Annotated in this window: 18 protein-coding genes; 5 read left to right on the forward strand and 13 right to left on the reverse strand. The window is 66.3% G+C overall.

The annotated features are described in order from the left end of the window. Window positions 1–33: 33 nt before the first annotated feature. The 3 genes from HY019_RS04950 to HY019_RS04960 all read right to left on the reverse strand — a co-directional run bounded on the left by HY019_RS04950 (window position 34) and on the right by HY019_RS04960 (window position 2,537). Window positions 34–936, reverse strand: a complete 903-nt coding sequence (locus tag HY019_RS04950; protein WP_290688817.1) for a ChbG/HpnK family deacetylase — start codon at window positions 934–936, stop codon at window positions 34–36. Window positions 937–961: 25 nt separating this feature from the next. After that, window positions 962–1,966 (reverse strand): glycosyltransferase family 2 protein, encoded by a 1,005-nt coding sequence (locus tag HY019_RS04955; protein WP_290688818.1) that lies wholly within the window; start codon window positions 1,964–1,966, stop codon window positions 962–964. Window positions 1,967–2,096: 130 nt separating this feature from the next. Further along, complete coding sequence (locus tag HY019_RS04960; protein WP_290688819.1) at window positions 2,097–2,537, reverse strand: hypothetical protein; 441 nt, start codon at window positions 2,535–2,537, stop codon at window positions 2,097–2,099. A gap of 182 nt (window positions 2,538–2,719) precedes the next feature. On the opposite strand from HY019_RS04960, the gene HY019_RS04965 reads away from it, so the two are divergent. From HY019_RS04965 to HY019_RS04980, 4 genes are all read left to right on the forward strand, one after another. Next, window positions 2,720–2,959, forward strand: a complete 240-nt coding sequence (locus HY019_RS04965) for a DUF1653 domain-containing protein (RefSeq protein WP_290688821.1) — start codon at window positions 2,720–2,722, stop codon at window positions 2,957–2,959. Window positions 2,960–3,023: 64 nt separating this feature from the next. Continuing rightward, window positions 3,024–3,524, forward strand: coding sequence for a hypothetical protein (locus tag HY019_RS04970; RefSeq protein WP_290688823.1), 501 nt, complete (start codon window positions 3,024–3,026; stop codon window positions 3,522–3,524). 1 nt (window position 3,525) lies between these two features. Further along, window positions 3,526–4,455, forward strand: coding sequence for a response regulator (locus tag HY019_RS04975; RefSeq protein ID WP_290688824.1), 930 nt, complete (start codon window positions 3,526–3,528; stop codon window positions 4,453–4,455). An 18-nt stretch (window positions 4,456–4,473) separates the two neighbouring features. Beyond that, on the forward strand, window positions 4,474–5,391 hold the full coding sequence (locus HY019_RS04980) for a hypothetical protein (RefSeq protein WP_290688825.1): 918 nt from the start codon (window positions 4,474–4,476) through the stop codon (window positions 5,389–5,391). On the opposite strand, the gene HY019_RS04985 is transcribed toward HY019_RS04980, so the two are convergent. From HY019_RS04985 to HY019_RS04995, 3 genes are all read right to left on the reverse strand, one after another. Continuing rightward, window positions 5,356–5,673, reverse strand: a complete 318-nt coding sequence (locus HY019_RS04985; RefSeq protein WP_290688827.1) for a 2Fe-2S iron-sulfur cluster-binding protein — start codon at window positions 5,671–5,673, stop codon at window positions 5,356–5,358. The genes HY019_RS04980 and HY019_RS04985 overlap by 36 nt on opposite strands. A gap of 5 nt (window positions 5,674–5,678) precedes the next feature. After that, complete coding sequence (gene dinB / locus HY019_RS04990; RefSeq protein WP_290688829.1) at window positions 5,679–6,887, reverse strand: DNA polymerase IV; 1,209 nt, start codon at window positions 6,885–6,887, stop codon at window positions 5,679–5,681. A 71-nt stretch (window positions 6,888–6,958) separates the two neighbouring features. Next, window positions 6,959–7,258, reverse strand: a complete 300-nt coding sequence (locus HY019_RS04995; RefSeq protein WP_290688831.1) for a flagellar basal body protein — start codon at window positions 7,256–7,258, stop codon at window positions 6,959–6,961. A gap of 219 nt (window positions 7,259–7,477) precedes the next feature. Here HY019_RS04995 and HY019_RS05000 point away from each other — a divergent pair, with 219 nt between their 5' ends. Beyond that, window positions 7,478–8,680: an NAD(P)/FAD-dependent oxidoreductase gene (locus HY019_RS05000; RefSeq protein ID WP_290688832.1), complete on the forward strand. Its 1,203-nt coding sequence runs from the start codon at window positions 7,478–7,480 to the stop codon at window positions 8,678–8,680. 36 nt (window positions 8,681–8,716) lie between these two features. Here the strand turns inward: HY019_RS05000 and HY019_RS05005 are convergent, their stop codons facing one another. The 7 genes from HY019_RS05005 to HY019_RS05035 all read right to left on the reverse strand — a co-directional run bounded on the left by HY019_RS05005 (window position 8,717) and on the right by HY019_RS05035 (window position 23,261). Continuing rightward, complete coding sequence (locus HY019_RS05005) at window positions 8,717–11,977, reverse strand: adenylate/guanylate cyclase domain-containing protein (protein WP_290688834.1); 3,261 nt, start codon at window positions 11,975–11,977, stop codon at window positions 8,717–8,719. Between the two features lie 11 nt (window positions 11,978–11,988). Next, entirely contained in the window at window positions 11,989–14,517 is a 2,529-nt protein-coding gene (locus HY019_RS05010) for a winged helix-turn-helix domain-containing protein (RefSeq protein ID WP_290688836.1), read from the reverse strand. Window positions 14,518–14,982: 465 nt separating this feature from the next. After that, window positions 14,983–18,702, reverse strand: coding sequence for a DUF748 domain-containing protein (locus tag HY019_RS05015; RefSeq protein ID WP_290688837.1), 3,720 nt, complete (start codon window positions 18,700–18,702; stop codon window positions 14,983–14,985). A gap of 153 nt (window positions 18,703–18,855) precedes the next feature. After that, complete coding sequence (locus HY019_RS05020) at window positions 18,856–19,452, reverse strand: nucleotidyltransferase family protein (RefSeq protein WP_290688839.1); 597 nt, start codon at window positions 19,450–19,452, stop codon at window positions 18,856–18,858. Then, on the reverse strand, window positions 19,449–20,537 hold the full coding sequence (locus tag HY019_RS05025; protein WP_290688841.1) for an XdhC family protein: 1,089 nt from the start codon (window positions 20,535–20,537) through the stop codon (window positions 19,449–19,451). Before HY019_RS05025 ends, HY019_RS05020 begins: the two co-directional genes overlap by 4 nt. Continuing rightward, a complete protein-coding gene (locus HY019_RS05030; RefSeq protein ID WP_290688843.1) occupies window positions 20,530–22,785 on the reverse strand; it encodes a xanthine dehydrogenase family protein molybdopterin-binding subunit in 2,256 nt (751 codons plus the stop codon). Before HY019_RS05030 ends, HY019_RS05025 begins: the two co-directional genes overlap by 8 nt. Next, window positions 22,782–23,261 carry a (2Fe-2S)-binding protein gene (locus HY019_RS05035; protein WP_290688845.1) on the reverse strand — a complete coding sequence of 160 codons (480 nt, stop codon included), beginning with the start codon at window positions 23,259–23,261 and terminating at the stop codon, window positions 22,782–22,784. The genes HY019_RS05030 and HY019_RS05035 overlap by 4 nt, the downstream gene beginning before the upstream one ends. Window positions 23,262–23,278: the final 17 nt, after the last annotated feature.

The raw sequence follows: 23,278 nt of genomic DNA on the forward strand, positions 1-23,278 counted from the left end.
ACGTCAAAAGGGGCACAGTGTAACGAAGGCCTTTCAAAGGCGGCCGGGCTCGCCCAGGCGCACGATGCGCACACCGCCCGCCTTGAGCAAGGCGCCAAAGGCCTCGCCCGTCAACACCGCGTGCTCCATATAACGGGATGGCGCAATGACATCCGGCCAGGGTGGCGATTTTTGCATCGGCACGGAAGGGTGGCACATCAACAAGTCACCCTGCGGACGGACCAGGCTGAGCCAGGCTTGCCAGCGGCGCAGGTAGGCCGCCGCATCGGCATCAAACGGGTAGACACCCAGCAGGCGCTCGCTGTGGCGCAGGCCGAGTCGGCCCACGGCACGGCCCAGCACGGTGGCGCCCAGCGCGCCGATGATGGCGGCCTTGACCGTGTCGGACACGCTGATGCCCGCCAGCACGGCGCGCCAGCCCGGCGAGCGGCATTGCCGCACCCAGGGCCGGGGGCCGGCCGAGCCCGATGGACAACGCCTGCGCAGCACCTGCAGCAAGGCATCGCGGATCTGGGGCAACTGGTGTGCGTGCTGGTGCCCGTCGATGAAGTCGGGGGCGCGACCCCAGCAGGCCTCGAAGCGGTCCCACTGGCGCTCGATCTCACGGGCCAGCACGGCCACATCGAGACGACGCAGGTAACAGGCCTGGATCAGCGCGCCCAGCGGCTGGCTCGGGCAGGCCGATTGCGCGGCCACGTCCAGTGTTTCGGTGAAGTTCAGGTGCAGGCCGACATCGGCCACGGGGGCATCGGGCTGGCCAACCGCCTCGCGCAGCGCGGTGGCACCGGCAACCCAACTGGGCCCATCCACCAGGCAACTGACCGCCGAAATGCGGCGCAGCGCCAGCAAGTCGAACACAGCCTGGTTCACACCATCGTGCAGCCCGAAGTCGTCCACACAAACGGCCAGTTGCCGCTGCGCGCCCGCCGCATTCATGGCTGGAGTCGACGCACTCACGCCGTCAATCGCCCGTGTGGCCAGGCACGGACACGTCCAGCCCACGCCCCAAGGAGCGGCGCACCACGTACAGCGGGCGGTTCTTGACTTCCTCGAAGATGCGGGCGATGTATTCACCCAGGATGCCCAGGCCGATCAACTGGATGCCCACGAAGAAGGACAGCAACACGATGATGGTCGTCCAGCCCGAGACATGGTTGCCGTAAATCAGGAAGTCCACGATCACCACGGCGCCATAGATGAAGGCCATCAAGGCCATCACCATGCCCGCGATGCTGGCCACACGCAGTGGCCAGGTCGTGAACGCCGTCAAGCCGTCAATCGAGAACGCAATCAGCTTGAGCGCGTTGTAGTGGGTCTTGCCCATGGCGCGCTCGGCGGGCTCATAGGGTATGGCCACGGACTTGAAGCCCACCCAGGCGTACAGGCCCTTCATGAAGCGGTTGCGCTCGGGCAAGGCCATCAGCGCCTCGACCACGGCGCGGTCCATCAAACGGAAATCACCCGCGTCCGGCGGCACCTGGAAGCGCGACTTGGCATTGATCAGCCGGTAAAAGGCCCGTGTACCGACCTGCTTGAACAGGCTTTCGTCATCACGGTTTTCACGCAAGGCGTAGACCACATCCGAGCCGGATTGCCATTGCTTGATCATCTCGGGGATGAAGCGCGGCGGGTGCTGCATGTCCGAATCCATCAGGACCACGACATCGCCATTGGCGGCCTGCAGGCCGGCCGTCAGGGCGGCTTCCTTGCCGAAATTGCGCGAAAACTCGATGGCCCTGAAGCCGGGCTGATGCGTCCATTCGTCGAACACGGCCGAGGTGTCATCGCGGCTGCCGTCATTGACCAGGATCACCTCCCACTCGGAGGTGCACCCACGCAATTGCTCGGCCAGGATGGGCAGGAGCAGACGCAGGTTGGCCGCTTCGTTGTAACAGGGAATGACGCAGCTCAGGCGAGGCAGCTGTGCACGGGCACTGGAGGGAGTCGGTTGGGCAATCACGGTCATCCCATGATTATCGCGGCTTCAGGCACCGTTGCGGCGCCGGCAGGGGCCGACCTTTTTTGGATGAGTTGTCGTCGGCCTTGCCTGACCGGGGGCCCAACCAGAAAGGCCCCGGTCTGCACACACGGTTGGATTACTTCTGTTCGGCTGCCTCGTGACGGTGCTCATGGCGCTCACGGCGCTCGTGACGGCGCTCCATGCGGTCATGGTGCAGATCGGCCTTGTCGTGGGCGATGTCGCGCTTGTCGGCCTTCACTTCCTTTTGCTCGGCTTCGCGCTTGGCTTCCTGCTTCTGGGCCGCGGCCATGTCGCCGCGCTTGACGGCCGCGTCTTCACGATGCTGGTCGATGGCGCGCTCCTTGCGGTCCACAGCCAGTTCCTTGCGGTCCTTGGCCAGATCAACCTTGTCGGCGCGGATGTCCTTGGTTTCCTGGCGGATTTCCTTTGTGTCCTTCTTGACCTGTTGGGCAGCACTGGCCACGGGTGCAGCGACGGCAGCCGGGGCGCCGGTCTGGGCGAACACGGGCAGGGCAAAGGCGGTCACCAGGGCGGTTGCGATCAGTTTGGTCTTCATGGAAATGTCCTTTCAGCGAGGGTCTCGTTGTGAAGTTCGGCCTGCGATGCCTGTCGATTTGTGTCGTGTTGATCGACGTTTCGCAGCGCCTTGACATCTACAACGCGGCCTCTTTCAGCACTGTTGACTGGGCCTTTGCAAAGGGTTTGTAAAGAGAAAACGGCCTGAAAGACAATGCGCCCATGGAAAATTCACGCCCCCTCCCCCCTTTGCCCACCATCGAGCTGGGCACCTACCGCCACTACAAAGGCCCGCTCTATGACGTGCTCGGCGTGGTGCGGCACAGCGAAACGCTGGAAGCCCTGGTGTTGTACCGCCCGCAGGTCGGCGATGGCACCGTGTGGGTGCGCCCCTGGGACATGTTCTGTGGTCAGGTCGAGGTCAATGGCGTGCATATGACTCGGTTTGAACGCCTTAGGTGAAACACGCGTCAATTTGTTTGAAACACTGCCGATACCGTTAGGGGCATCACAGCCGATCAAACCCATGTACCTGATCCCCAAGGACACCATGGCCAGCAAGCTGGCCCCTGCATGGTCCTTTCTCAGTGGCGAGGACCGCCTGTTCGAGGAAGGCACCTCGCAGCCGACCCGGCCGGGCGAGCGGGAGCACGCCATCGTGCTGCCTGTGCACTTGCCGGACGGCCGGCCCCAGCGCCTGATGGCCGTGGGCCTGTTGATCGATGACCGGGAGGCCACCGATGTGGCCTGCTTCATGTTTGGCTTGCCGCAAAACGAGATCAGTGCGGACGATGTGCGCGACGCCTGCATGGAGGCCTGCAATGTGCTGGGCGGCTGCCTGGTCAAAAGCGACGATGCAGCCCATACCGTCGAGATCGGCCTGCCGCAGGCCTTGCCCCTGGAGCGGTTTGCAGAACTGCAGCGGCACGCGCATGTGAGCGTGACCTTTTCGAGCGAGAGCGATGCCGGACGGCGCATCGTGATCACGGTGTTTGACGCGATTGACCAACGTATCCTGGAGTCCTGACATGAATGTCGCAACCGAGACGACACCCAAGGTCTTCCGCTTTCTGATCGTGGATGACAGCCGCGCGATCCAGGCCATCATCCGACGGGTGGTGGAAGCCTGCGGCTACCCTGCCCTGGACATCCGCGTGGCCATCAATGGCGAAGCCGCCATGGACGCGCTGGCGGACTTCAAGCCCGACCTGGTGATCACCGACTGGCACATGCCCAAGATGTCCGGCCTGGAGCTGCTTCAGGCCCTGCGCCAGTTGGGTCAAGGCCACCTCAAGGTGGGCCTGGTGACCACCGAGACCAGCCCCACCATGCTGGAAGAAGCCCGCCGCAACGGCGCCGTGTTCGTGATCAACAAGCCCTTCAAGGACACCGACCTGATCGCGCATGTGCGCCATGTGGTGCCCGTCGACGGTCAGGCCCCTGCCCCGGAGCAGACGCCTGAAGAGGCCGCCGCCGCTGCCAGCCTGGTGATCACGCAGCAATGCAAGGACCTGATTCAATCCGTGATGAACGGCATCCCGTTTCGCCTGCTTGAAGAAGAGCCGCTGGTTGCCCATGCGCTGACATCCCAGAACCTCATCGGCCTGTATGGCGGGCGCAGCAAGCCCGTCACCGCCATTGCCGTGCTGGACACGAACGCCGTGTGCATCCTGGGTGGTGGCAGCTCGCGCCAGCCCCCTGCTGCCGTGCGCCAGGCCATGCAGCAAGGGCAGGCCACGGAGAGCATGGTCAAGCACGCCAGCCAGTTCATGCAAAGCGCGGGCGCGCTGTTGCGGATCGAGGCGGAGAAAGAGCCCATCCCCCTGTCGCGCACCAGCATCGTGCCGCAGAGCTTTCAAAAGCTCAACGAGCTGCTGGTCAAGAACGGCGGCCGGGCGGACTTCCGCATCTCGGTGCCAGGCTACGGCGACGGCCGCTTCAGCTTCCTGGCCGTCTGACACACAAGAGGCCAGCCCATGCAGCTTGAAAGCGTCGCCGTCCTCTTTGTCTTCATCGGCAATGCGGCGGCCATCATCCTGCTGGCCTTCATGCTGTTTCGCATCCTGAGCCAGACCGAGGCCACGCACGACATGATGCGCAAAGGCAGCGGCGACCTGATCGACGCGGCCAAACGCCTGCGCGACATGCTGCAAGCGGTGGACCGGCTCAGCGACCGGCTCATTGATGCCAACAAGTCCGTCAACCAGTCGGCCAACCGGCCGATCGACCTCTCGCACGAGAGCCTGGAAAAAATCGCCGCCCTGACGGACTCGCTGACCAGAGAAGGCATCGAGGAGCACGAGCAGATCGTGGCCGAGATGCGCAAGCTGCTGGAGTCCATCCAGGCCATCCAGCCCGAGGGCTACCCGGCCTGGCGTCAGGAGCACCAGGGCAAGCTGGACCAGACCCTGCTGCAGCGCAGCCACCTGTCCACCGAGCTGGAGCAGGTCAAGATCCGGCTGGACGAAGCCAACATCGTCATCAATGAGCTGCGCCGGGCCAACCGGCTGGCCGAGGCCTCCACGCAATCGGCCGAGGCGCTGCGCCAGAACATGGACCAACAGCAGCAGTTGCTCAACCGCGCCAAGGAGCGTGCGCAGAAGGCCGAAGCCACGGCCAACACGCTCACGCAGGAAGTGGACAAGCTCAACAACGAAGTCGAGCAGGCACGCAACGCAGCCGCCAAGGATCTGGAAGACCTGCGCGAGCAGATGAAGGCCATCACGCAGGAGCGCGCCACGCTGTTCAGCCAGCTGGAAGAGCTCAAGAGCACGATGAGGCGCACCTTGCTGGAAAAGGACTTCATCGAAGACAAGTTGCTGGACCTGGACGAGGCCCACCGCGGCAACGTTGGCGGGTCAGGCGCCCCCGTCGCCGCCGAGCCTTCGAGCTGAAGGCGCCACCAGCACCACATCGCCCTGCGGCAAGGCCACACACGGCAGGATCCAGCCTTCGTCCTTTTCATCCGGGCTGAGCCCGGGCCACTCGACGCGGTAGTGCACCTGCCCCGATGCGAGCTGGCACAGGCAGGCACGGCAGGTGCCATTGCGGCAGGAGCGGGCCATGTGGATGCCCGCTGCCAGCGCCGCCTCCAGCACAGACTGGCCGGGCTGCACCGTGAAGCTCAAGCCGGAAGGTTGAAGCTGGGCCATGCAGGGCAAAGGCTCGGACGACATGGGGCTCACAGCTCCTCGAACAGGGGCAAGGAATAAGGTGCGGCGGGCTCCTGCACGGCAGCGACCTCGCCACCCTTGCTCAGGGACTCCATCTTCACGCCCAGCAAGCGCAAGCGCCGGTCCAGGGGGACCGTCTTCAGGCAACGTCCGGCCCACTGGCGGATGGTGCCCGCATCGCGCGTGGGCGCCGGCATGGTCAGGCTGCGAGTCACAATCTTGAAGTCGTCATAGCGCAGCTTGACGCCCACCGTGCGGCCCACATAGTCCTTGCGCGCCAGATCCTGCGCCACCTGCTCACACAGGCGCGTGAAGATGGGGCTCAGGGCGTCGCGGTCATCACGGGGGTGCAGGTCGCGCTCGAAGGTGGTCTCGCGGCTGAGCGACTTGGGCTCGCGCCAGGTCACCACGGGGCGCTCGTCCAGGCCGTGAGCCGCCTGATGCAACCAGGCGCCATAGTGGCTGCCGAACTCCTGCATCAACCAGTTCGGGTCGGTGGCCGCCAACTGCCCGATGGTGTCGATGCCATGCGATGTCAACCGTGCGCTGGCCTTGGGGCCGATGCCATTGATGCGGCTGGCCGGCAAGGGCCAGATGCGCGCGGGGATGTCGGCCATGGTCAGCACGGTGAGCCCGTCGGGCTTTTCCAGATCGGAGCACAGCTTGGACAAGAGCTTGTTGGGGGTCACGCCCACCGAGCAGCTCAGGCCCGTGGCCTCGAACACCGCCTGCTTGAGCTGGCGCCCCAGTTCACGCACACCGCCCAGCGCGTCGTCGCCGTGGGCATCCTGCGCGCCGGGCACCTCGCTGAGGTCGATGTAGATTTCGTCGATGCCGCGGTCCTCGATGACCGGCGCCACCTGGGCCACTGCCGCCTTGAAGCGCCGCGAATAAGCCCGGTACTGGTCGAAATCCACGGGCAGCAGCACGGCGTCGGGCGCCAGCGCGGCGGCCTTCATCAGGCCCATGCCGGAATGCACGCCCAGGGCGCGCGCCGGGTAGGTGGCGGTGGTGATCACGCCTCGGCCGGCGTAGTCACGCAGGCGGGCAAACTGCCAGCTGCCATCGGCCTGCACCTCGGGTTGATGGCGCCGCCCGCCCCCGATGACCACGGGCTGCCCTTTCAATGACGGATAGCGCAACAACTCGACGGACGCGTAGAAGGCGTCCATGTCGAGGTGGGCAATGAGTCGGCGAGGGGGCACGGCAAAGGTCACAAATCAGTCCAGACGCGATTCTGGACCGACTTGCGGGCGATGCCGCCACCCAGGTCTTCAGCTGGTGAAGCTCAGGCCTTGATGTCCAGCAGGCTGCCGACCATCTGCTCCTGGGTCTGGATGGTGCGCAGATTGGCCTTGTAGTTGTAGCTGGCCTCCATCTGCGCCACCAGATCGGCAGCCAGGTCGGGGCCGACTTCGTCGGTCTTGCCAACCGTGGTCATGACCCCGGCCGTCTCCTGGCTTTGCTGGTGCACGACCTGGCGCTGAAAGCCCGGCGTCTGCGCGTTGGCGATGTTGTGGGCGGCCACATCCATGCGGGTTGAAGCCGCATGCACACCCGATAACGCAATGGATGAGATGGTGTTCATAAACCCTCCATGGGACGGTGATCGGTGGAAAAGCAGGGAACTTGACGCCGTTCAGGCGCCGGCCTGTGCAAAGTTGCCGAAAACCCCCGATCCAGGCCATCGACCCACGCATGTCGTCAAAAAGAAGACCCCACCGCTTGACACAAAGGCACCGCATGCCGTGCAATTGCCCAAAATCGACCTTTGACAAACACTAAAAAAAGCTGAAAGCCAAAAAACATGTATGACGTCATCGTCGTAGGCGGCCGCTGCGCGGGTGCCGCCACCGCCATGTTGCTGGCCCGCCAGGGCCACAAGGTCCTGATCGTGGATCAGGCGCAATTGCCCAGTGATGTCCGCCTGTCCACCCACCTGATCTGGCATGCAGGGGTCGACCTGCTGCAAAAGTGGGGCGTGCTGGACGCCGTCGTGGCCACCAACTGCCCCTTGCTGACCGGTTTTTCGCTCGACATGGGCGAGTTGGTGCTGCGTGGCCAGCCCCCCGGCACGCAGGCCGGAGCGGCTCTGGCGCCGCGCCGGATGGCGCTGGACAAGGTGCTGCTGGACGCCGCGCTGGCGGCCGGCGCCGAGTTGCGCCAGGGCGTGACCTTCGAGGACGTGATCCGGGAAGGCGAGCGCGTGACCGGCATCCGAGGGCGGCTGCAGGATGGCAGCGTCTTCACCGCCCACGCCAAGGTGGTGGTAGGCGCCGATGGCACGCACTCACGTCTGGCCCGCGCGGTGGGCGCCCAGGCCTACAACGAATCGACCAAAGAGGCCGGCTCGTTCAACCTGTACTCCTACTTCACCGGGGTCAAGCTGGATGGCGTGGAGTTCTACTCGCGCCCCGAACGCATGATCTACGCCTGGGAGACCAACGATGGCCGCGCCGTGATCGGCGTGATCCAGCCCGGCAACGCACCCCGTCCTGCCCGTCAGGAAACACAGGACTACTTCTTCCAGACGCTCGACACCCTGACCCCCGGCTTGGCGGCCCGCGTCAAGGCCGGCCAGCGTGACGATGACTGGCTCAGCGGGGCGATCGGCACCTTCTGCCGTCAGGCAGCCGGCGCGGGCTGGTGTCTGGTCGGCGATGCCGGCGTCACCATGGACCCGATCACGGCGGCGGGCATCACCAATGCCTTGCGGGACGCCGAACTGGCCGCAGGCCTGATCCACGAGGGCTTGAGCACGCCACAAGGTGTGGACGCCGCGCTGGAGGCCTACCAGGCGCGTCGTGATGCGGTGTCGGTTCCCTTGCTGGGCTTCGCGCAGGAGATGGCCAAGCTGGCGCCCCCTACCGAAGACATCATCAAGCTGTTCATGGCCCTGGCCGGCAACCAGAAGCAGATCGACCGCTATTACGGGCTGTTCGGCCAGACCGTGACGCCGGCCGAGTCCTTCGACCCGGCCAATATGGCCGAGATCTTCGCGGCCGCCTGATCGGCCGGGCCGTCGGGCTTGCTTAGGGGCCTGCCATCAAGGCAGGCTGCTCAAGGCCTGCTGGGCACGCTGCAACCAGACTGCGGCCTGCTGCTGCTGCGCCACCTCGATGGCCTTTTGATAACAGGCCCTGGCCTGCAACAGGTCCGCCTGCGGTGCGTGTTGCAAGAGGTGCCCGCGGATGCGGTGCAGCTCGGCCTCATGCCAGCGCTCGCCGCCGCGCTCGGTCTGTACCCAGGCCTGATCCAGGCAGGCCAGCGCTTCGGCATGGCGCCCGACGCGGCCCAGCACCTCGGCCATCTGCGCCAGGAAAAACGGCAGCACGATGCCCGCCCCGGTGGCCTGGAAGGCACTCAAGCCCTGCTCCATCAGCGCGATGCCATCGTCCATCTGGCCCAATTGCGTGCGGCACCAGCCCATGGCGAACCTGGCCATGGCCGACACATAAGCAAAACCATGCTCATCGGCCATGTGCCAGCCCGCTTGCAGGCGCGGCAAGAGCCTGTCCAGCTCACCCGCATGCAAGTAGACCATGACACCCCAGGTGCGTGCCCAGGCCAGTGAATACGGGTGCTCCAGCTCGATGGCCCGTTGCTCGATGAGCCCATAGACCTGGTCCACATCGTCCACCTGGCCCATGATCCAGCTCGCATGCAGGCCATGCACCATGCCCACCAGTTTGAGATCGGTCGAGTACAGGGCAATGAGGCTGCGGTCATGCGGGTCATGAAAACCATGCTCGACCTGCTCGCACAGCGCCCCCACCTGCGGCAGTTGCCCGCTGTAGAACGCCAGTTGCGCCTGCATCATGTTGTTGACCAGCCAGGCCAGACGGCTGTTGGACTGCCTGGCCACGGTCGCCATGCGCCGGCCGATGGCCTGCGCCTGCCGGATCTCGCCGTGAACCTGGTGGTAGACGCACACGCCCCACAAGGGCCAGATGGCCTCGTCCACCTTGTCGGCCGCGCTGGCCAGTTCATTGGCCCGCTTGTAGGCCTGCTCGACCTCCGGTGCGGCCCAGCCCTTGCCCAGCATGTGCACCGTGCCCAATGAGGCGTGCAGCTGCAACTCGATCTGATCGCGCTCGGCATTGACCGGCAAAGTCTGCGTGGTGTGCAGGCCAGCCTGCAGGTGGGCTGCGGCCTCGTGCAGCGCCAGCCGGTGCAACGCCTGCTCGCTGGCTTTCTTCCAGTAGGGAATGGCAGCGCGAGGATGCCCGGCGGCCACGGCGTGGCGGGCCAGCAGGGCGGGCTGATGCTGCACGGTCTCGGGGTAGCGGGACTCCAGCACCTGCAGGACGGTGCTGTGCAAGGCCTCGCGCCGCGCCTTGAGCAGCGAGTCATACGCGGTGTCTTGCACCAGCGCGTGCTTGAACACGTAGACCTCGCCTTGCTCGGACTCCTGGCGCGTGGCCAGGCCCGAACGCAGCAAGGCCTGCACCCCCTCCTCCATCTGCTGCTCGTCTTGCGAGTACAAGGCGCTCAACAGGTCGCGAGAAAACGCCCGACCGATCACGGCACCAATCTGCGCCACTTCCTTGGCCTGCGCATGGCGGTCCAGGCGCGCCATCAAGGAGTCTCGCAAGGTCGCGGGCAAGGCACCATCCGCCTGCACGGCAGAGGCATGGCTGGCCTGCTCCAGCACGGACTTGGTCAGCTCCTCCACGAAGAGCGGCACGCCATCGGTGCGGTTCTCGATCTGGTCGGCCAGGGCCTGGGGCAAGGGCCTGTCGCCCATGAGGCGCGACACCAGCGTGGCCACCTCGGCGCGGCGCAGGCCGGGCACCTTCAGGGCGGTCACATGGGCCTGTCGATCGAATGCCGGCGTGAATTCGGGGCGGTGCGTCACCACCAGCAGCACGGGCAGATGGCGTGCACGCTCCACCAGCTTGTTGAGCGCGGCCACCGAGGCCGGGTCCGCCCAGTGAGCGTCCTCGAACAAGAGCAAGGCCGGCTCGGCCGCGGCCCGGCCCTCCAGCCAGTCCAGCAACACATCGATGATGTCCTGCTCGCGCTGATGCGCACTGGTGATGGGCAGATCGTGCCGGCCGTCCGAGGGCACCGACAGCATCGCGGCCAGCAGCGCGGCCTGGCGCCGAGCCTGTTCTGGCTCAAGCTCAGGCCGTATCAAGGCATCGATGCGATCGAGCTTGACCGACGCCGGGGTATCGGGCTTGAAGCGCAGCATGCGCTCCAGCGCGTCGACAAAGGGGTGAAAGGCGCTGTCTGTCTTGTGGGGGGCGCACTGCAACTGCAAGGCATTGAGGCCGGCATTGCCCAGCCGGTCACCCAGCTCCTTGAGCATGCGCGACTTGCCGATGCCCGGCTCCCCCGACAGCACCACCACCTGCCCCTGGCCTTGCAACACGGTCTGCCAGCGGTCGTTCAGCAGGCTCAGCTCCTGGACACGGCCCACCAGCGGGCTGAGGTGCTCGCCGCTGCTGGCATCGAAGCGGCTGGCCGAGTCACTCAAGCCCGTCACGCGCCAGACCTGGCGGGGCTCGGTCACGCCCTTGAGCGCATGCACACCCTGGTCTTCATACGTGAAGCTGCCGGCAGTCAGGCGCCGCGTCTGGTCGCTGATGAGCACGGTGTTGGCGCGTGCCAGGGCCTGCAGGCGGGCGGCGATATTGGGTGTGTCACCCAAGGCCAGTTGCTCGCGCCGGGGCCCGGCCCCGATGTCACCGATCACCACGCGGCCGGTGTCGATGCCGATGCGCACCTGCAGGCGGACCTGCTCGTGCCCATCGATCACCAGCTCCAGCGAGGCGATCTTGTGCACCAGATCCAGCCCGGCATGCACGGCACGCGAGGCCGCGTCTTCCTGGGCCTGCGGATAACCGAAGTAGACCAGCAGGCCATCACCCAGGTACTGCGCCACCGAGCCACCACAGCGGCTGATGACCTCGACCGCCGCCTGCTGGTAACCCAGCACGACCTGGCGCCATTGTTCTGGCGTGAGCCGGGCGCACAACGCGGTGGCGTCCACCAGGTCGCAGAACATGATGGTGAGCTGGCGCAACTCGGTGTGCGGCAACGGTGCACTCGGCGAGCTTGATAGGCTTGACGGGCCCGATGCACCTGACGGTGCCGGCTGGGCCTGCAACTCGCCGACGGCCCGCATGAAGCGCTTGCGGTCGCCCATGCTGACACCCAGCTTTTCGAGGTCATCCTCGGTCAGGCTGGTGAGGATGTCTTCGGCGATGCCGTTGTCGCGCAGCACAGGCTCCAGCCGGCTCAGGCCGATGGCAGCCAGCCAATCGGTCATGGACGCCATCTGCCCGGACTGCTGCGACATGGCGGGCTGCCTCAGCCGGGAGGGGGCGACAGCGCCCAGGTGGCGACGGATTCGGGGTCCAGCCCCGCGCCCATGCCCTTGAGGCGCTCGAACACCGTGGGGTCCAGGGCGTCCTGCACCAGGCCATTGGTGCGGGACCAGGCATACACCGTGACCACATCACGCGAGCCCATTTGCTCATAGGCCTTGGCGGTGTAGCCCAGCAGGCGTGCGGCCGCCTCGTGACGGCCTTCCAGCGCGGCCATCAAGGCCAGCAGGCCGGCATACAGGCCCAGCCACTCCCAGTCACGCGAACGCGAGGCGCTGACAAAGTCCGTCAGGGCGCTGCGGGCCGTGGCCAGGTCACTCTTGACGAAGGCCACACAGGCCATCACGGCCAGGGCATGCAGCACGAAGTTGTCACGACGATGGCGCCCGCGCGCCAGGATCTGGGCGCAGGTCTGCAAGGCCGCATCGGTGTCGCCCAAGGCCATGCTGATCGAGGCCAGGTCATTGAGCGCCGCGGACACGACGCCCTCCAGCCCCGCGCTTTGCGCGCGCACCAGCAGGTTCTGGCACACGCGGCGCGCCTCAGCCATGTGCTCGATGGACTTGAGCACCGTGACCTCGGCCAGCAAACGCTGGGTGCACAGGCGGATAGGCCAGTCGGGTTGCTCCAGTGCGGCCATTTCATCCAGCACGGACAGGGCCTGCACGGAAGGCAGCACGCCGCTGCCCGCCAGGCATCGCAAGGCCAGGTAGAGCCCGCGCCGGTCCGCCGCGGCGCGGTAGAGCGCCGAAGCCCGCAAGGCAAAGTCGTGCATGAGCGTGTTGCCCACGCCCCAGTACAGGCGGCTGCGTTCGAGCCAGAAGCGGGCCACATCGGCACCTGGTTGCGGACTGGTGGCCCGCTGCTCCAGCCCGAGCCCGCGTTGACGGCACTCCGGTGCCAGGCCCAGCAGCATGAACAAGGGGCTGGATGCGCCCAGCAGGCGCACCGCCAGGTTCTGGTCGTGTTGCACGGCCCAGTCCAGGGCCATGCGCACGTTGTCGATTTCCGGCCCGTAATGCGACAACCACATGGTGTCGGACTGCGCCCAGTAGTCTTCGTAGGCCGCGTCCATCATGGCGACCATGGCCTGCGCATGGCGCTGGCGGATGTCCGGCAGCTCGCCCGATTCGACCAGCTTGAGGCCTGCGTAGTCACGCATGCTGTCGAGCAGGCGGTAGCGCGGCGTTTCACCGGCATCGGCCATGACCAACGAGCGGTCCACCAGCGAGCCCAGCACGTCGATCACAGCCCACTCGTCCAGGTCCTGGTCGTGCGCCAGCGACTTGGCCAGGTCCAGCGTGAAGCCACCGGCCAGCACCGCCAGACGCCGGAACACGGCGCGCTCGGGTGGCGAGAGCATCTCGTGGCTCCAGTCCAGGGCGGCCAGCAAGGTCTGCTGACGCGTGGGCGCGGACGCCGCGCCATGCCCGTGGTGCAGCAGCTTGAAGCGCTCGCTCAGGCGCTCTTCCACGCCCTGCAGGCCCAGCAAGGGCACGCGGGCCGCGGCCAGCTTGATGGCCAGGGCGACCCCATCGAGCTTGTTGCACAGGCCAACGACGCGCGCCAGGTACGACGGGTTGAGCTCGAAATGGCGGTTGACGGCCTTGACCTGGTCAACGAACAAGGCCACGGCGCCATGCTTCATGGCCTCGTCGACCGTGGCCCCCAAGGGCGGCACCGACAAGGGCCCCAACCTGAACACCCGCTCATTGGGCAGGCGCAGCGGCAACTGGCTGGTCACCAGGATGCGCACCTCGGGCGCCCCGGCCATCACGGCCTGCACCAGGCGCGTGACCGCGTCCAGCACATGTTCGGCGTTGTCGATGACCAGCAGCACCTGCAAGGGCTTGAGCGCGGCCACCAGGGCCTGCAGGGGATCTTGCCCGCCTGAAGACAGACCCAGGCCTTGCGCCACCATGGACACGACCAGATCCGGGTCGGCAATGGCGGCCAGCTCGACCCAGGCCGCGCCATCACGGCGATGGGGGCGCCAGGCATGCGCCACGCTGAGCGCAAACGCGGTCTTGCCGATACCAGCCTGGCCGACCAGCGTGATCAAGGGGGCCGGCAACAAGGCGTCCAGCGCGGCTTGATCTGCCTCCCGCCCCCAGATGGGCCCCGGCATGGCCGGCAGCACAGAGAGCACGTCGTCCACGGCTTTGGGCGCCTGCAGCAGCGGCTGCGTGGTGCCAGCGGGCCGCTCGGCATCGCTGTCAACCGGCAGACAGAAGCGGTAGCCCCGGCCCGGGACGGTCGCGATCGACTTGGCGCCCAGCAATTTGCGCAAGGAAGAAATCTGCACCTGCAGGTTGTTTTCCTCGACGACGACGTTGGGCCACACCCGGTCCAGCAATTCGGATTTGCCAACCACCCGGCCGTACTCGGACACCAGCACCGTCAACACTTCGACAGCACGTGCCCCCAGATTCGTCGGTTCGCCCTCCAGGTACAGGACCCGCTCGGTAGGGCGAAGCTCGAATCGATCAAAACGGTAACAGTTGCGCGACAAGTGTTCCCCAGCCGATCAATCAGAGTGTGTTGGGCTGCATCGTCGCCCACGAACGCTGCATCTTCGTCCAGGCCCAACGAATTTCAGGACTATTTAAGGCGCAATTCAGCACAAAGACCGGCCTGACTTGGACAATAGTTTCAATTCTAAAGAAATCCAACCAAAATCATTGGCGGATCTGAACCCCGAGAGCCCCTCAAGTGCGGCATTTGACGCTTGAAGGTGGGGAAATGAGAAACCACGGATGGTTGCGAAAGCAACGCTGTCATCTTTCAACCTGCTTCTCAGCAGGTTCGAGGGCCCTTCACCGAACTGGTGCTGGGCCCTCGGCCTTTTGGGGCCTCCGATAAGGCGCCTGACGCAGCACACCCCTGGCATACCCGATAGGGAACCGATAGCGACAGGCGACCCGATGTTGTATCTACGCCGCAGCGCGCGCAAGCAACGCCGCCCGTTAACCTGGCGTCACTTGATCTCGAACTGCACGCGCGTCGACGGGCCCTTGTCGTCAGCCAGGCCCTCGTTACCAACTTTGGAAGCCGTCAGCAGCACCCGCTCGGGCGGCAACTTGCGTGACAGATAGGCCTTGACCTGGTCGCCCCGCTGGTTGGCCAGTGCGCGCAGGACCTCCGGCCCCACCGGGGCCGCGTTCTTGAGCAAAGCCTCCATCTCGGCGTCCGGCAGGGTCTTGGCCAGGCCGATGAGGTTGCGCGGCTTCTTGATGTCCGCCGCTTTGTAGGCGGCTGCCAGCCAGGTGCCGCGCTCCTCGGGGGCGATCTGCACCTCCGCCATCGCCTGCCCGTTGGCCTTGGCCTTGGCGGCTCGCATCAAGGTCTCCACATGCAGCTTGCGCAAGCCCTCGACGTCCAGGGCCGGGTCGGCACGCCCCGTGGCCTGCAGCTTGAGCGCGGGGCGGTCGGCCAGTTTGGTGGCCAGCGTGTCCAGGGCCTGCTGCGCCTTGGCAGTGAGCTCGGCCTGGCCCGCGTCGAACGCGACATAACCCAGCTCATCCGAGCCACCGCCAGACAGCAGGGCAAACGGCGCCGTCACGGCCTTGGTGATCAGGTTGACGATGACGCGCCAGATGATGCCGCCCACCGAAAACTCCGGGTCGTCCAGCGAGCCGGAAATCGGCAGGTTGACGTCGATCTCACCCCGACTGTTCTTGAGCAGGGACACGGCAAACAGCACCGGCAACTTGGTGGCTTCGGGGCTGTCGGTCTTCTCGCCAAAGGTGAGTTGATCCAGGAAGACCTGGTTGCTGGCCTCCAGCTTGCCGCCGTCGATCTTGTAGTGCACGGTCACCGAGAGCGTGCCCTTCTCGATCGCATAACCCGCGTAGCGAGACGCGTAAGGCGTCAAACGGGTCAGCTCGATGCCCTTGGCCGAGCCCTGGATGTCGGTGTAGAGCTTGGGGCCCAACGGGTGCAGCTGGCCGGTGATCGACAAGGGCGCGGCATCGTCCACGGCGCCCGAGATCTTCACGGTGGCGGGCTCAGGCTTGGTCGACGACACGGCCGAGACATCGCCTTCGATCTGCGTCAGGCGGGCAGAGTAATTGGGCTTGATGAAGTTGTCAGTGAAGTCGACACGGCCCTTGCTGAGCAGGATCTGCTGCCAGCGCAGCTTGGGCACGGGCTTGGCACTGGCCGTGGCAACAGGCGGTGCCTGGGATGCGGCCGGGGCTGGTGCGGGGGCTGATGTGGGGACCGATTTGGCCGCAGATGCGGACGCCGCCGTTTCAGGTGTGGTCAGCGAACGAGCCTGGGCACCGGCCTCGTGGCGCATGATGCCGGCCACATTGAGTTGGCCGCTGGGGTTGATGATCAAGCGGCCATAGAAGTCCTTGAGCGCAATGCGGCCCAGGTTGGCATCGACCGCATCGCCATTGATGGCCAGGTCGGTACCGTCCAGCGACAGGCTCTGCCAACTCAGGAAGTCGGCATCGTTGACACGGTCCAGCACCCGCACATCGGACAGGCCCACACGGCCTTTGTAGCGGGCCTGCATGCTGCCTTTGGACGGCATCTGCAGGTTCAGCTGGCCATCGGCCTGGGCCTTGGCGCCCGCCAGCGTGATGTTGACCAGCGGGTCGATGTAAGGCTGCACTGCACGCAGGTCCAGCCCTGCCACCTTGAGCTTGGCATCTACCACCAGAGGCTGCGGCTTGACGCTGCCCTTGAGCTGCACGCGCCCCTTGCCTTGCGCCAGGGTGTCGAGCTCCAGGCGGATGGGATGGCTCAGGTCATTGCCCAGCTCGGCCAGCTGCAGATCGGTCTGGTGGACTTCAAACTGGGCCGCGGGGGTGACCGTCTGGTCCTTGAACTGGACCTGGCAGGCGCTGCAATGCAGTTCCTTGAGCACGAGTTGCGGATCGGGTGCGGTGGGCGACTTGGCGGACGAACGGCTCTGGTTTGCGGGGCTCGGCTTGTCGCCAGCCGGCACGGCCATGCCCATCCACTCACCGCGCGGGCCGCGGGTGACGGCGGCGTCGAGCTTGTTGATGCTCAGCTTGTCCATGGACAGCGTGCGCAGGGTGGGCGCAGCGGACAGGTCCAGTTGGGCCTGGATGCCGTCCAGTGCCAGGTCGTCCAGCTTCACGTGGTCACCCTGGCCCTTGTCGGTCTTTTTCGCGGCGCGGGCATCGAGCTGGCTGAGCGAGACATGCCCAGACAAAAGGCGCACCTCAGCGGGCTCCAGGGCGGAGCCGGCCAACAGCCGCGCATTGAGTTGCGCCTGCACACCCAGTTGCCCCTGCTCGATGTGCAGCGGCAAGGAAAGCGCATCGGCCACGGGGGCCAGCCAGGGGGCGATCTGTACCTTGCTCAGGTTCACCTGGGCATCCAGCAGCTGCTTGGCGGCTTGCACATGGCCTTGAGCCAGCAAGCTGGCGTCGTGCTCGTCGCGCAGTTCCAGTTGCCAGTTGGCAGGCTTGGCCGAGGCCTGGCTGCTCAGGCCATCAAGCTGTAGGCGCACCTGCTCGATGGCGGGCCAGGCTTGCTTGGCCTCGGTCTGGATATCCAGGCGGGCCACCCCCACACGGACCTGGCCCACTTGCCAGGCCCAGGGCGCGGCCTTGTCGCTGGGCGCGGGCTTGGTTGACGAGGATGCGGGAGTCGATGCCGCGCCAGATGCCGCACGAGAGGCGGAGGCCACGGGCCGGCTGCGCCAGTTCACCCCATCCAGCAGCACGGCACCGACTTTGACCTGGCGCTCCAGTGGCTGGGCATCCAGGCCTTGCACCTCCAGGCTCTGCCAGCCTGCGTCCACCAGGCCCAGGGCCGGTGCGTGGGGCAGGTTCAAAGCCAGCTTGTTGAGCTTGATGCCGCCTTCGATGCTCAGCCTGGGCACGGCGGGCGGCTTGCGCTCTTCGAACTTCACCGTCAGGTCGGCATCCAGGCGGCCATCACTGGCCTGCATCTGCCAGGGCTTGGGCACAAAAGGCCGCGCGGCGGCCAGCCAGTGCGGCACATCCACGCTGTCCCATTTCACATGCACGGCAGAGCGCAGGCCCTCGGTGAAAGGCAAGGTATCGCCCTTGACGGACAAGGGGCTGCCGTCCACGCGGGCGCTCAACTGCGGCTGCACATCCACATTGACGAAGCTGGGCAGGTTGGACACAAAGGGCACGCCGATGTGCAACTGGTCGATGCGGTGCTCCTGGCTCAACACCCGGTCGGTGTAGCGGATGACGCCGTCGTGCAACTCGATGTTGAACACCGCGAAGTGCGCGGGCTCGGATTCGGGCTTGGGGGTCTTGGGCTCGGCGGTGAGTTTGTCGAGCACGGCCGAGAAGTTGAACCGGTCAGCCGACTGGCGCTCAACCCACACATCGGGTTTGACCACGCTGACGCGGCGCAGCACCGGCGCCAGGCGCCAGACCGACTCCAGCGACAGCTGGGCTTCCACATGCTGAATTCGCAGCATGGGCGCCGATGCCGGGCCGATGGCCAGGCCGTCGAGTGCCACTACGCCCGTCCAGGGATGGATCTGCACGCCCTGCACGGCCACCGGTGTGCCCAGTGCTTCGGTCGCGGCCTTTTCAATGTGGGGCCGGATCCAGCCTGGCAACCACATGCCGGGCACCACGGTCCACAACACAGCCAGGCCTGCCACCACGGCCAGGGGGCGGCGCCAGCGCATCAGGGGGCCGGCGACAGAATCAGAAGAAGGAGCAGCAGTCATCAAAGGTGTCCAAAAGGCCATGCACACGCCGGCCTGGGCGGGCGGCAAAGCCCATTGGACGATGTTACAGGCAGCAGGTCCATGACGCTGACATCATGCGCCGGTCGCGCGCCCTGGATCAAGCCTCACGGGGCCGATCCGGGCGGGCCGATTTCAGGTGGTCGATGCCCCTAGCCTGGCCAGGTCGGCCGGCCGGTCGATGTCCAGCAAGATGCCGGCGTCGTCGACCTCGATGTGCACGGCCTGCTGCCAGTCCAGCAGGTGGCGCGCACCCTGGTCGCCGCGCAACTGGCTCAGCGCCTCAAAGCAGGCGCGTGGCAGGCCACGGGGTTGCCCCATCTGGCCCTGGTAGCGCGGCACCACGGCCCGCCCTTGGTCACGCAAGGCCTGGTGGACCCGGCGCAGGGTTTCGGCAGACACGGATGGCATGTCCACCAGATCAACGACCACACCCTCGACCTGTGGCATGGCCAGCAGGGCACGGGCCCCGCAGGCCAGCGAATGGCCCATGCCAGGGTCGGCCTGATCGACCGGATCGCAGATCAGGACCTGGGCACCATGCTGCCTGGCCAGCGCCGATGCGGCCTCGTCATCCGGACGCAGCACGATCAGCAAGGGCTGGCTCATGCCGGCGTGGCGTGCCAGCGTGGCCTCCAGCAAGGTGCGCCCGTCGGGCAGGCGTGCCAGGCGCTTGTCGGCACCAAAACGTGTGCCCCGCCCGGCGGCGAGGATGAGGCCGGCGATGCTCATGGCGCCGGTCTGTGCGGCGACGCGCTTGATGCCGCCGCCAAGGCGCAAACACCGCCCGCCACATCAACCAGATCCGACATCCATGCGGGGCGGGACAGCCTGGGTGCCCAGGGGTCTCCGCCCGTCTCCAGCAGGCGGCGCACCTGGATCAGCTCGGCAGCGATCGACACCGCGATCTCGGCGGGCGAGCGCGAGCCAATGGGCAGGCCCACCGGCCCCCGCAAACGGGCCACCTGGGTGGCCGTCAAGTCAAACTGCTGCAGGCGGTCCTTGCGGCGCGCCGTGGTCATGCTGGAGCCCAAGGCCCCCACGTAGAAGGCCGGGGTCTTCAAGGCCTCCATGAGGGCCAGGTCATCCAGCTTGGGGTCATGGGTCACGGTGACCACGGCGGTGCGTTCATCGCAGGCAAAGGCCAGCACGACGTCATCGGGCATGCCGGCCACCAGCGTGGCACCGGGCTCTTGCCAGGTGCCGGTGTACTCGGTGCGCGGGTCGCACAGGCTGACGGCATAACCCAGCGACTGCGCGATGGGCAGCAGGTAGCGGCTGACCTCGGTGGCGCCAATGAGCAGCAATCGGTAAAGCGGCCCCAGCACGGTGGTGAAGCCGGCCTCGTCATCATGGAAATCAAGGGCCTGCCCGGCAGGCGACAGGGTCACGCGGCCGCTGAGGTAATCCAGGCGCTTGACGATCAATTGCCGAGCCTGGATCGCGCGCAAGGCTTGCTGGGTTGGCGCAAGAGGCCAGAAGGGCTCGACCGCCAGGCGCAGGGCGTTGCCGCAGGGCAGGCGGTAGCGCTCACGCTCGGCCGCATCACGCCCATAGACACGCGTCAGCACGCGGGGCTGGCCGGGTTCGGGCGCTTGCCACAATGCGCCGCCCATGACCTCATGCACCAGGTCGTCTTCCACACAACCACCGGAGACCGAGCCGGTGATCAGGCCCTGCTCGCTGATGACGGCCATGGCACCGGGCGGACGCGGGCTGGCGCCAAAGGTGCCCAGCACGGTGACCAGCACGCAGCGTTGCCCGGCCGCCTGCCAGCGCAGGGCCTGCGCCAGCACCTCGTGGTCGTTGCTATGCATGGTCCAGCCTGATGGGCAGGGCACGCACGCGCTTTTTCGTGAGCGCGTACACGGCGTTTGTCACGGCCGGGGCAATCGGCGGTGTGCCGGGCTCGCCCACGCCACCAGGCGCGGCCGTGCTGGGCACGATATGGGTCTCGACCACAGGCATCTGCGCCATGTGCAGCGCGTCGTAACTGGGGAAGTTGCCTTGCTCGACGCGGCCGTTGGCCAGGGTGATCTCGCCATACAAGGCGGCACTCAAGCCATAGACGATCGAGCTTTGCATCTGCGCCTCGACGGTGTCGGGGTTGACCACCACACCGCAGTCGATCGCGCAGACCACGCGGTGCACCCTGACCTGCCCGCCCTCCACCGACACCTCGGCCACTTCGGCGCAGATCGAACCAAAGGATTCATGCAGGGCCACGCCACGCGCACGGCCTGCCGGCAAAGGCGAGCCCCAGCCGGCCTTGGATGCCGCCAGGTCCAGCACAGCCTGGTGGCGCGGGTGCTTGCCCAGCAGGCTGCGGCGGTAGGCCACCGGGTCTTGCCCCACGGCCCAGGCCAGTTCGTCCACGAAGCTTTCAGTGAAGAAGGCGTTGTACGAGTGGCCCACGCTGCGCCAGGAGCCCACGGGCACGGGCGTCTCAGGCCGGATCTGGCGAACCGCGATGCTGTCGAAGTCGTAAGGGATGTCGAAGGCGCCTTCGATCTGGTTCTTGTCGGGCGTGTTGGAGGCCATGGCCGGCATCAGGCGGCGCACCGTGTCATAGCTCACCGACTGAGCGGCCACGCGGTTGGACCAGGCGGTCACACGGCCCTTGGCGTCCACCGCGGCACGGAACTCGGACAGGGCGGCCGGCCGGTACACGTCATGCTGCATGTCTTCTTCACGGGTCCACAGCAGCTTGACGGGCTTGCCGTCCAGCGCCTTGGCAATGGCCACGGCCTGCTCGACCATGTCCACCTCCAGCCGGCGGCCAAAGCCCCCACCCAGATAAGGCACGTGCAGCTTGACCTTGTCCGAGTCGATACCGGCCACCTGCCCGGCCTTCCACTTGGCCAGTGAGGGCGCCTGGGTCGAGCACCAGACCTCGGCATGGCCGTCCTTGACCTGGGCCACGCAGTTGATGGGCTCCATGGCGGCATGGGCCAACAGGGGCGCCCAGTAGCTGGACTCGATCACCTTGGCGGCCTGCTTGACGGCCTCGTCCGTGTTGCCCTTGGTGCCGTAGGCAAAGCCCTTGTTGGCGGCGAGCTCGGCCTGGTAGTGCTTGAGCATGTCGGCCGACGAGTACGTGTCGTTGGGCGATGGCTCGTACGTGATCTTGAGCTCGGCCAGCGCCTGCTTGGCGCGCCACCAGTTGTTGGCCACCACCACCACGCCTTGCGGAAGGCGCAGCACCTTGAGCACACCCTTGCGTTGCAGCACGGCCTTGTCGTCCACGCTGGCCACCTTGGCGCCAAACACCGGCGGCTGGGCAATGGCGGCATAGACCATGCCATCCACCTTGACGTCGATGCCGAACACGGCCGAGCCATCGGTCTTGGCGGGGATGTCGTTGCGGGCGACGGGCTTGCCGATCAGCTTGTACTGGCTGGGGTCCTTGAAGCGCACGTTCTGGGGTGGCGTCAGGGCCGAAGCCTCCTTGGCCAGCTCGCCAAAGCCCAGCTTGGCACCGCTCTTCGTGTTGATGACCTGGCCGGCCTCGACACGGCATTGGTCTGCCGCAATCGACCACCGCTTGGCCGCCGACTCCACCAGCATGGCGCGGGCCGTGGCACCGGCCAGGCGCAAGGGCTCCCAGGCATCGCGGATGCTGGCCGAGCCGCCGGTGACCTGCAGCGACAAGGCATAACCCAGGCGCTGCACGCTGGCGCGCACCATGCGGGCCAAGGCGCCATCGTCGTCCGACGTGAAAGGCACGACGTTGAGCATCATGGTGGCGTTGGCGTAGATCTGCGCCACAGGTGCCTGCTCGACCTGCACGTCTTCCCAACGCGCATCCAGCTCTTCCACCAGCAGCATGGGCAGCGAGGTCAGCACGCCCTGCCCCATCTCGGAGCGCGGCACGGCCACGGTCACCTTGCCGTCCGGCGCGATCTTGACCCAGCCATTGAGGGCCACCTCGCCCCCTTCGACCGACAGGATCGAGCCCGAGCCCAGGCGGTCGGATGCAGAAGGCTTGCCACAGCCCACCAGCAAGCCACCTGACAAGGCCGCACCGGTGATCAGGAACTGGCGGCGAGAAACAGTCGTCTTCATGCCTGCTTCTCCTGTGCCGATGCTGCAGATGTGGCAGAGGCCGCCGTGTGGATGGCCGCACGCACGCGCTGGTAGGTGCCGCAACGGCAGATGTTGGTCATGGCCGCGTCGATGTCGGCATCGGTGGGCTGAGGTTTGTCACGCAACAAGGCGGACGCTGCCATCAGCATGCCGGACTGGCAGTAGCCGCACTGCGGCACCTGGTGCGTGATCCACGCGGCCTGCAGGCGCTTAAGGACAGGGTCGTCCTTGGCCTCGATGGTCTGCACCGCCTTGCCACCGGCAAACGACACCGGGATCGAACACGAACGCATGGCCGTGCCATCGATGTGCACCGTGCAGGCGCCGCAAGCGGCGACGCCGCAGCCGAATTTCGTTCCCGTGTGGCCCAGCTCGTCACGCAGGACCCACAGCAAAGGCATGTCGTCTTCGACATCCACGGAAACGGACTGACCGTTGAGCTTGAATGTGTGCATGGTGTACAGCGTACATC

Origin of the sequence: Aquabacterium sp., assembly GCF_016195855.1 — a bacterium.
GTDB lineage: Bacteria > Pseudomonadota > Gammaproteobacteria > Burkholderiales > Burkholderiaceae_C > Aquabacterium.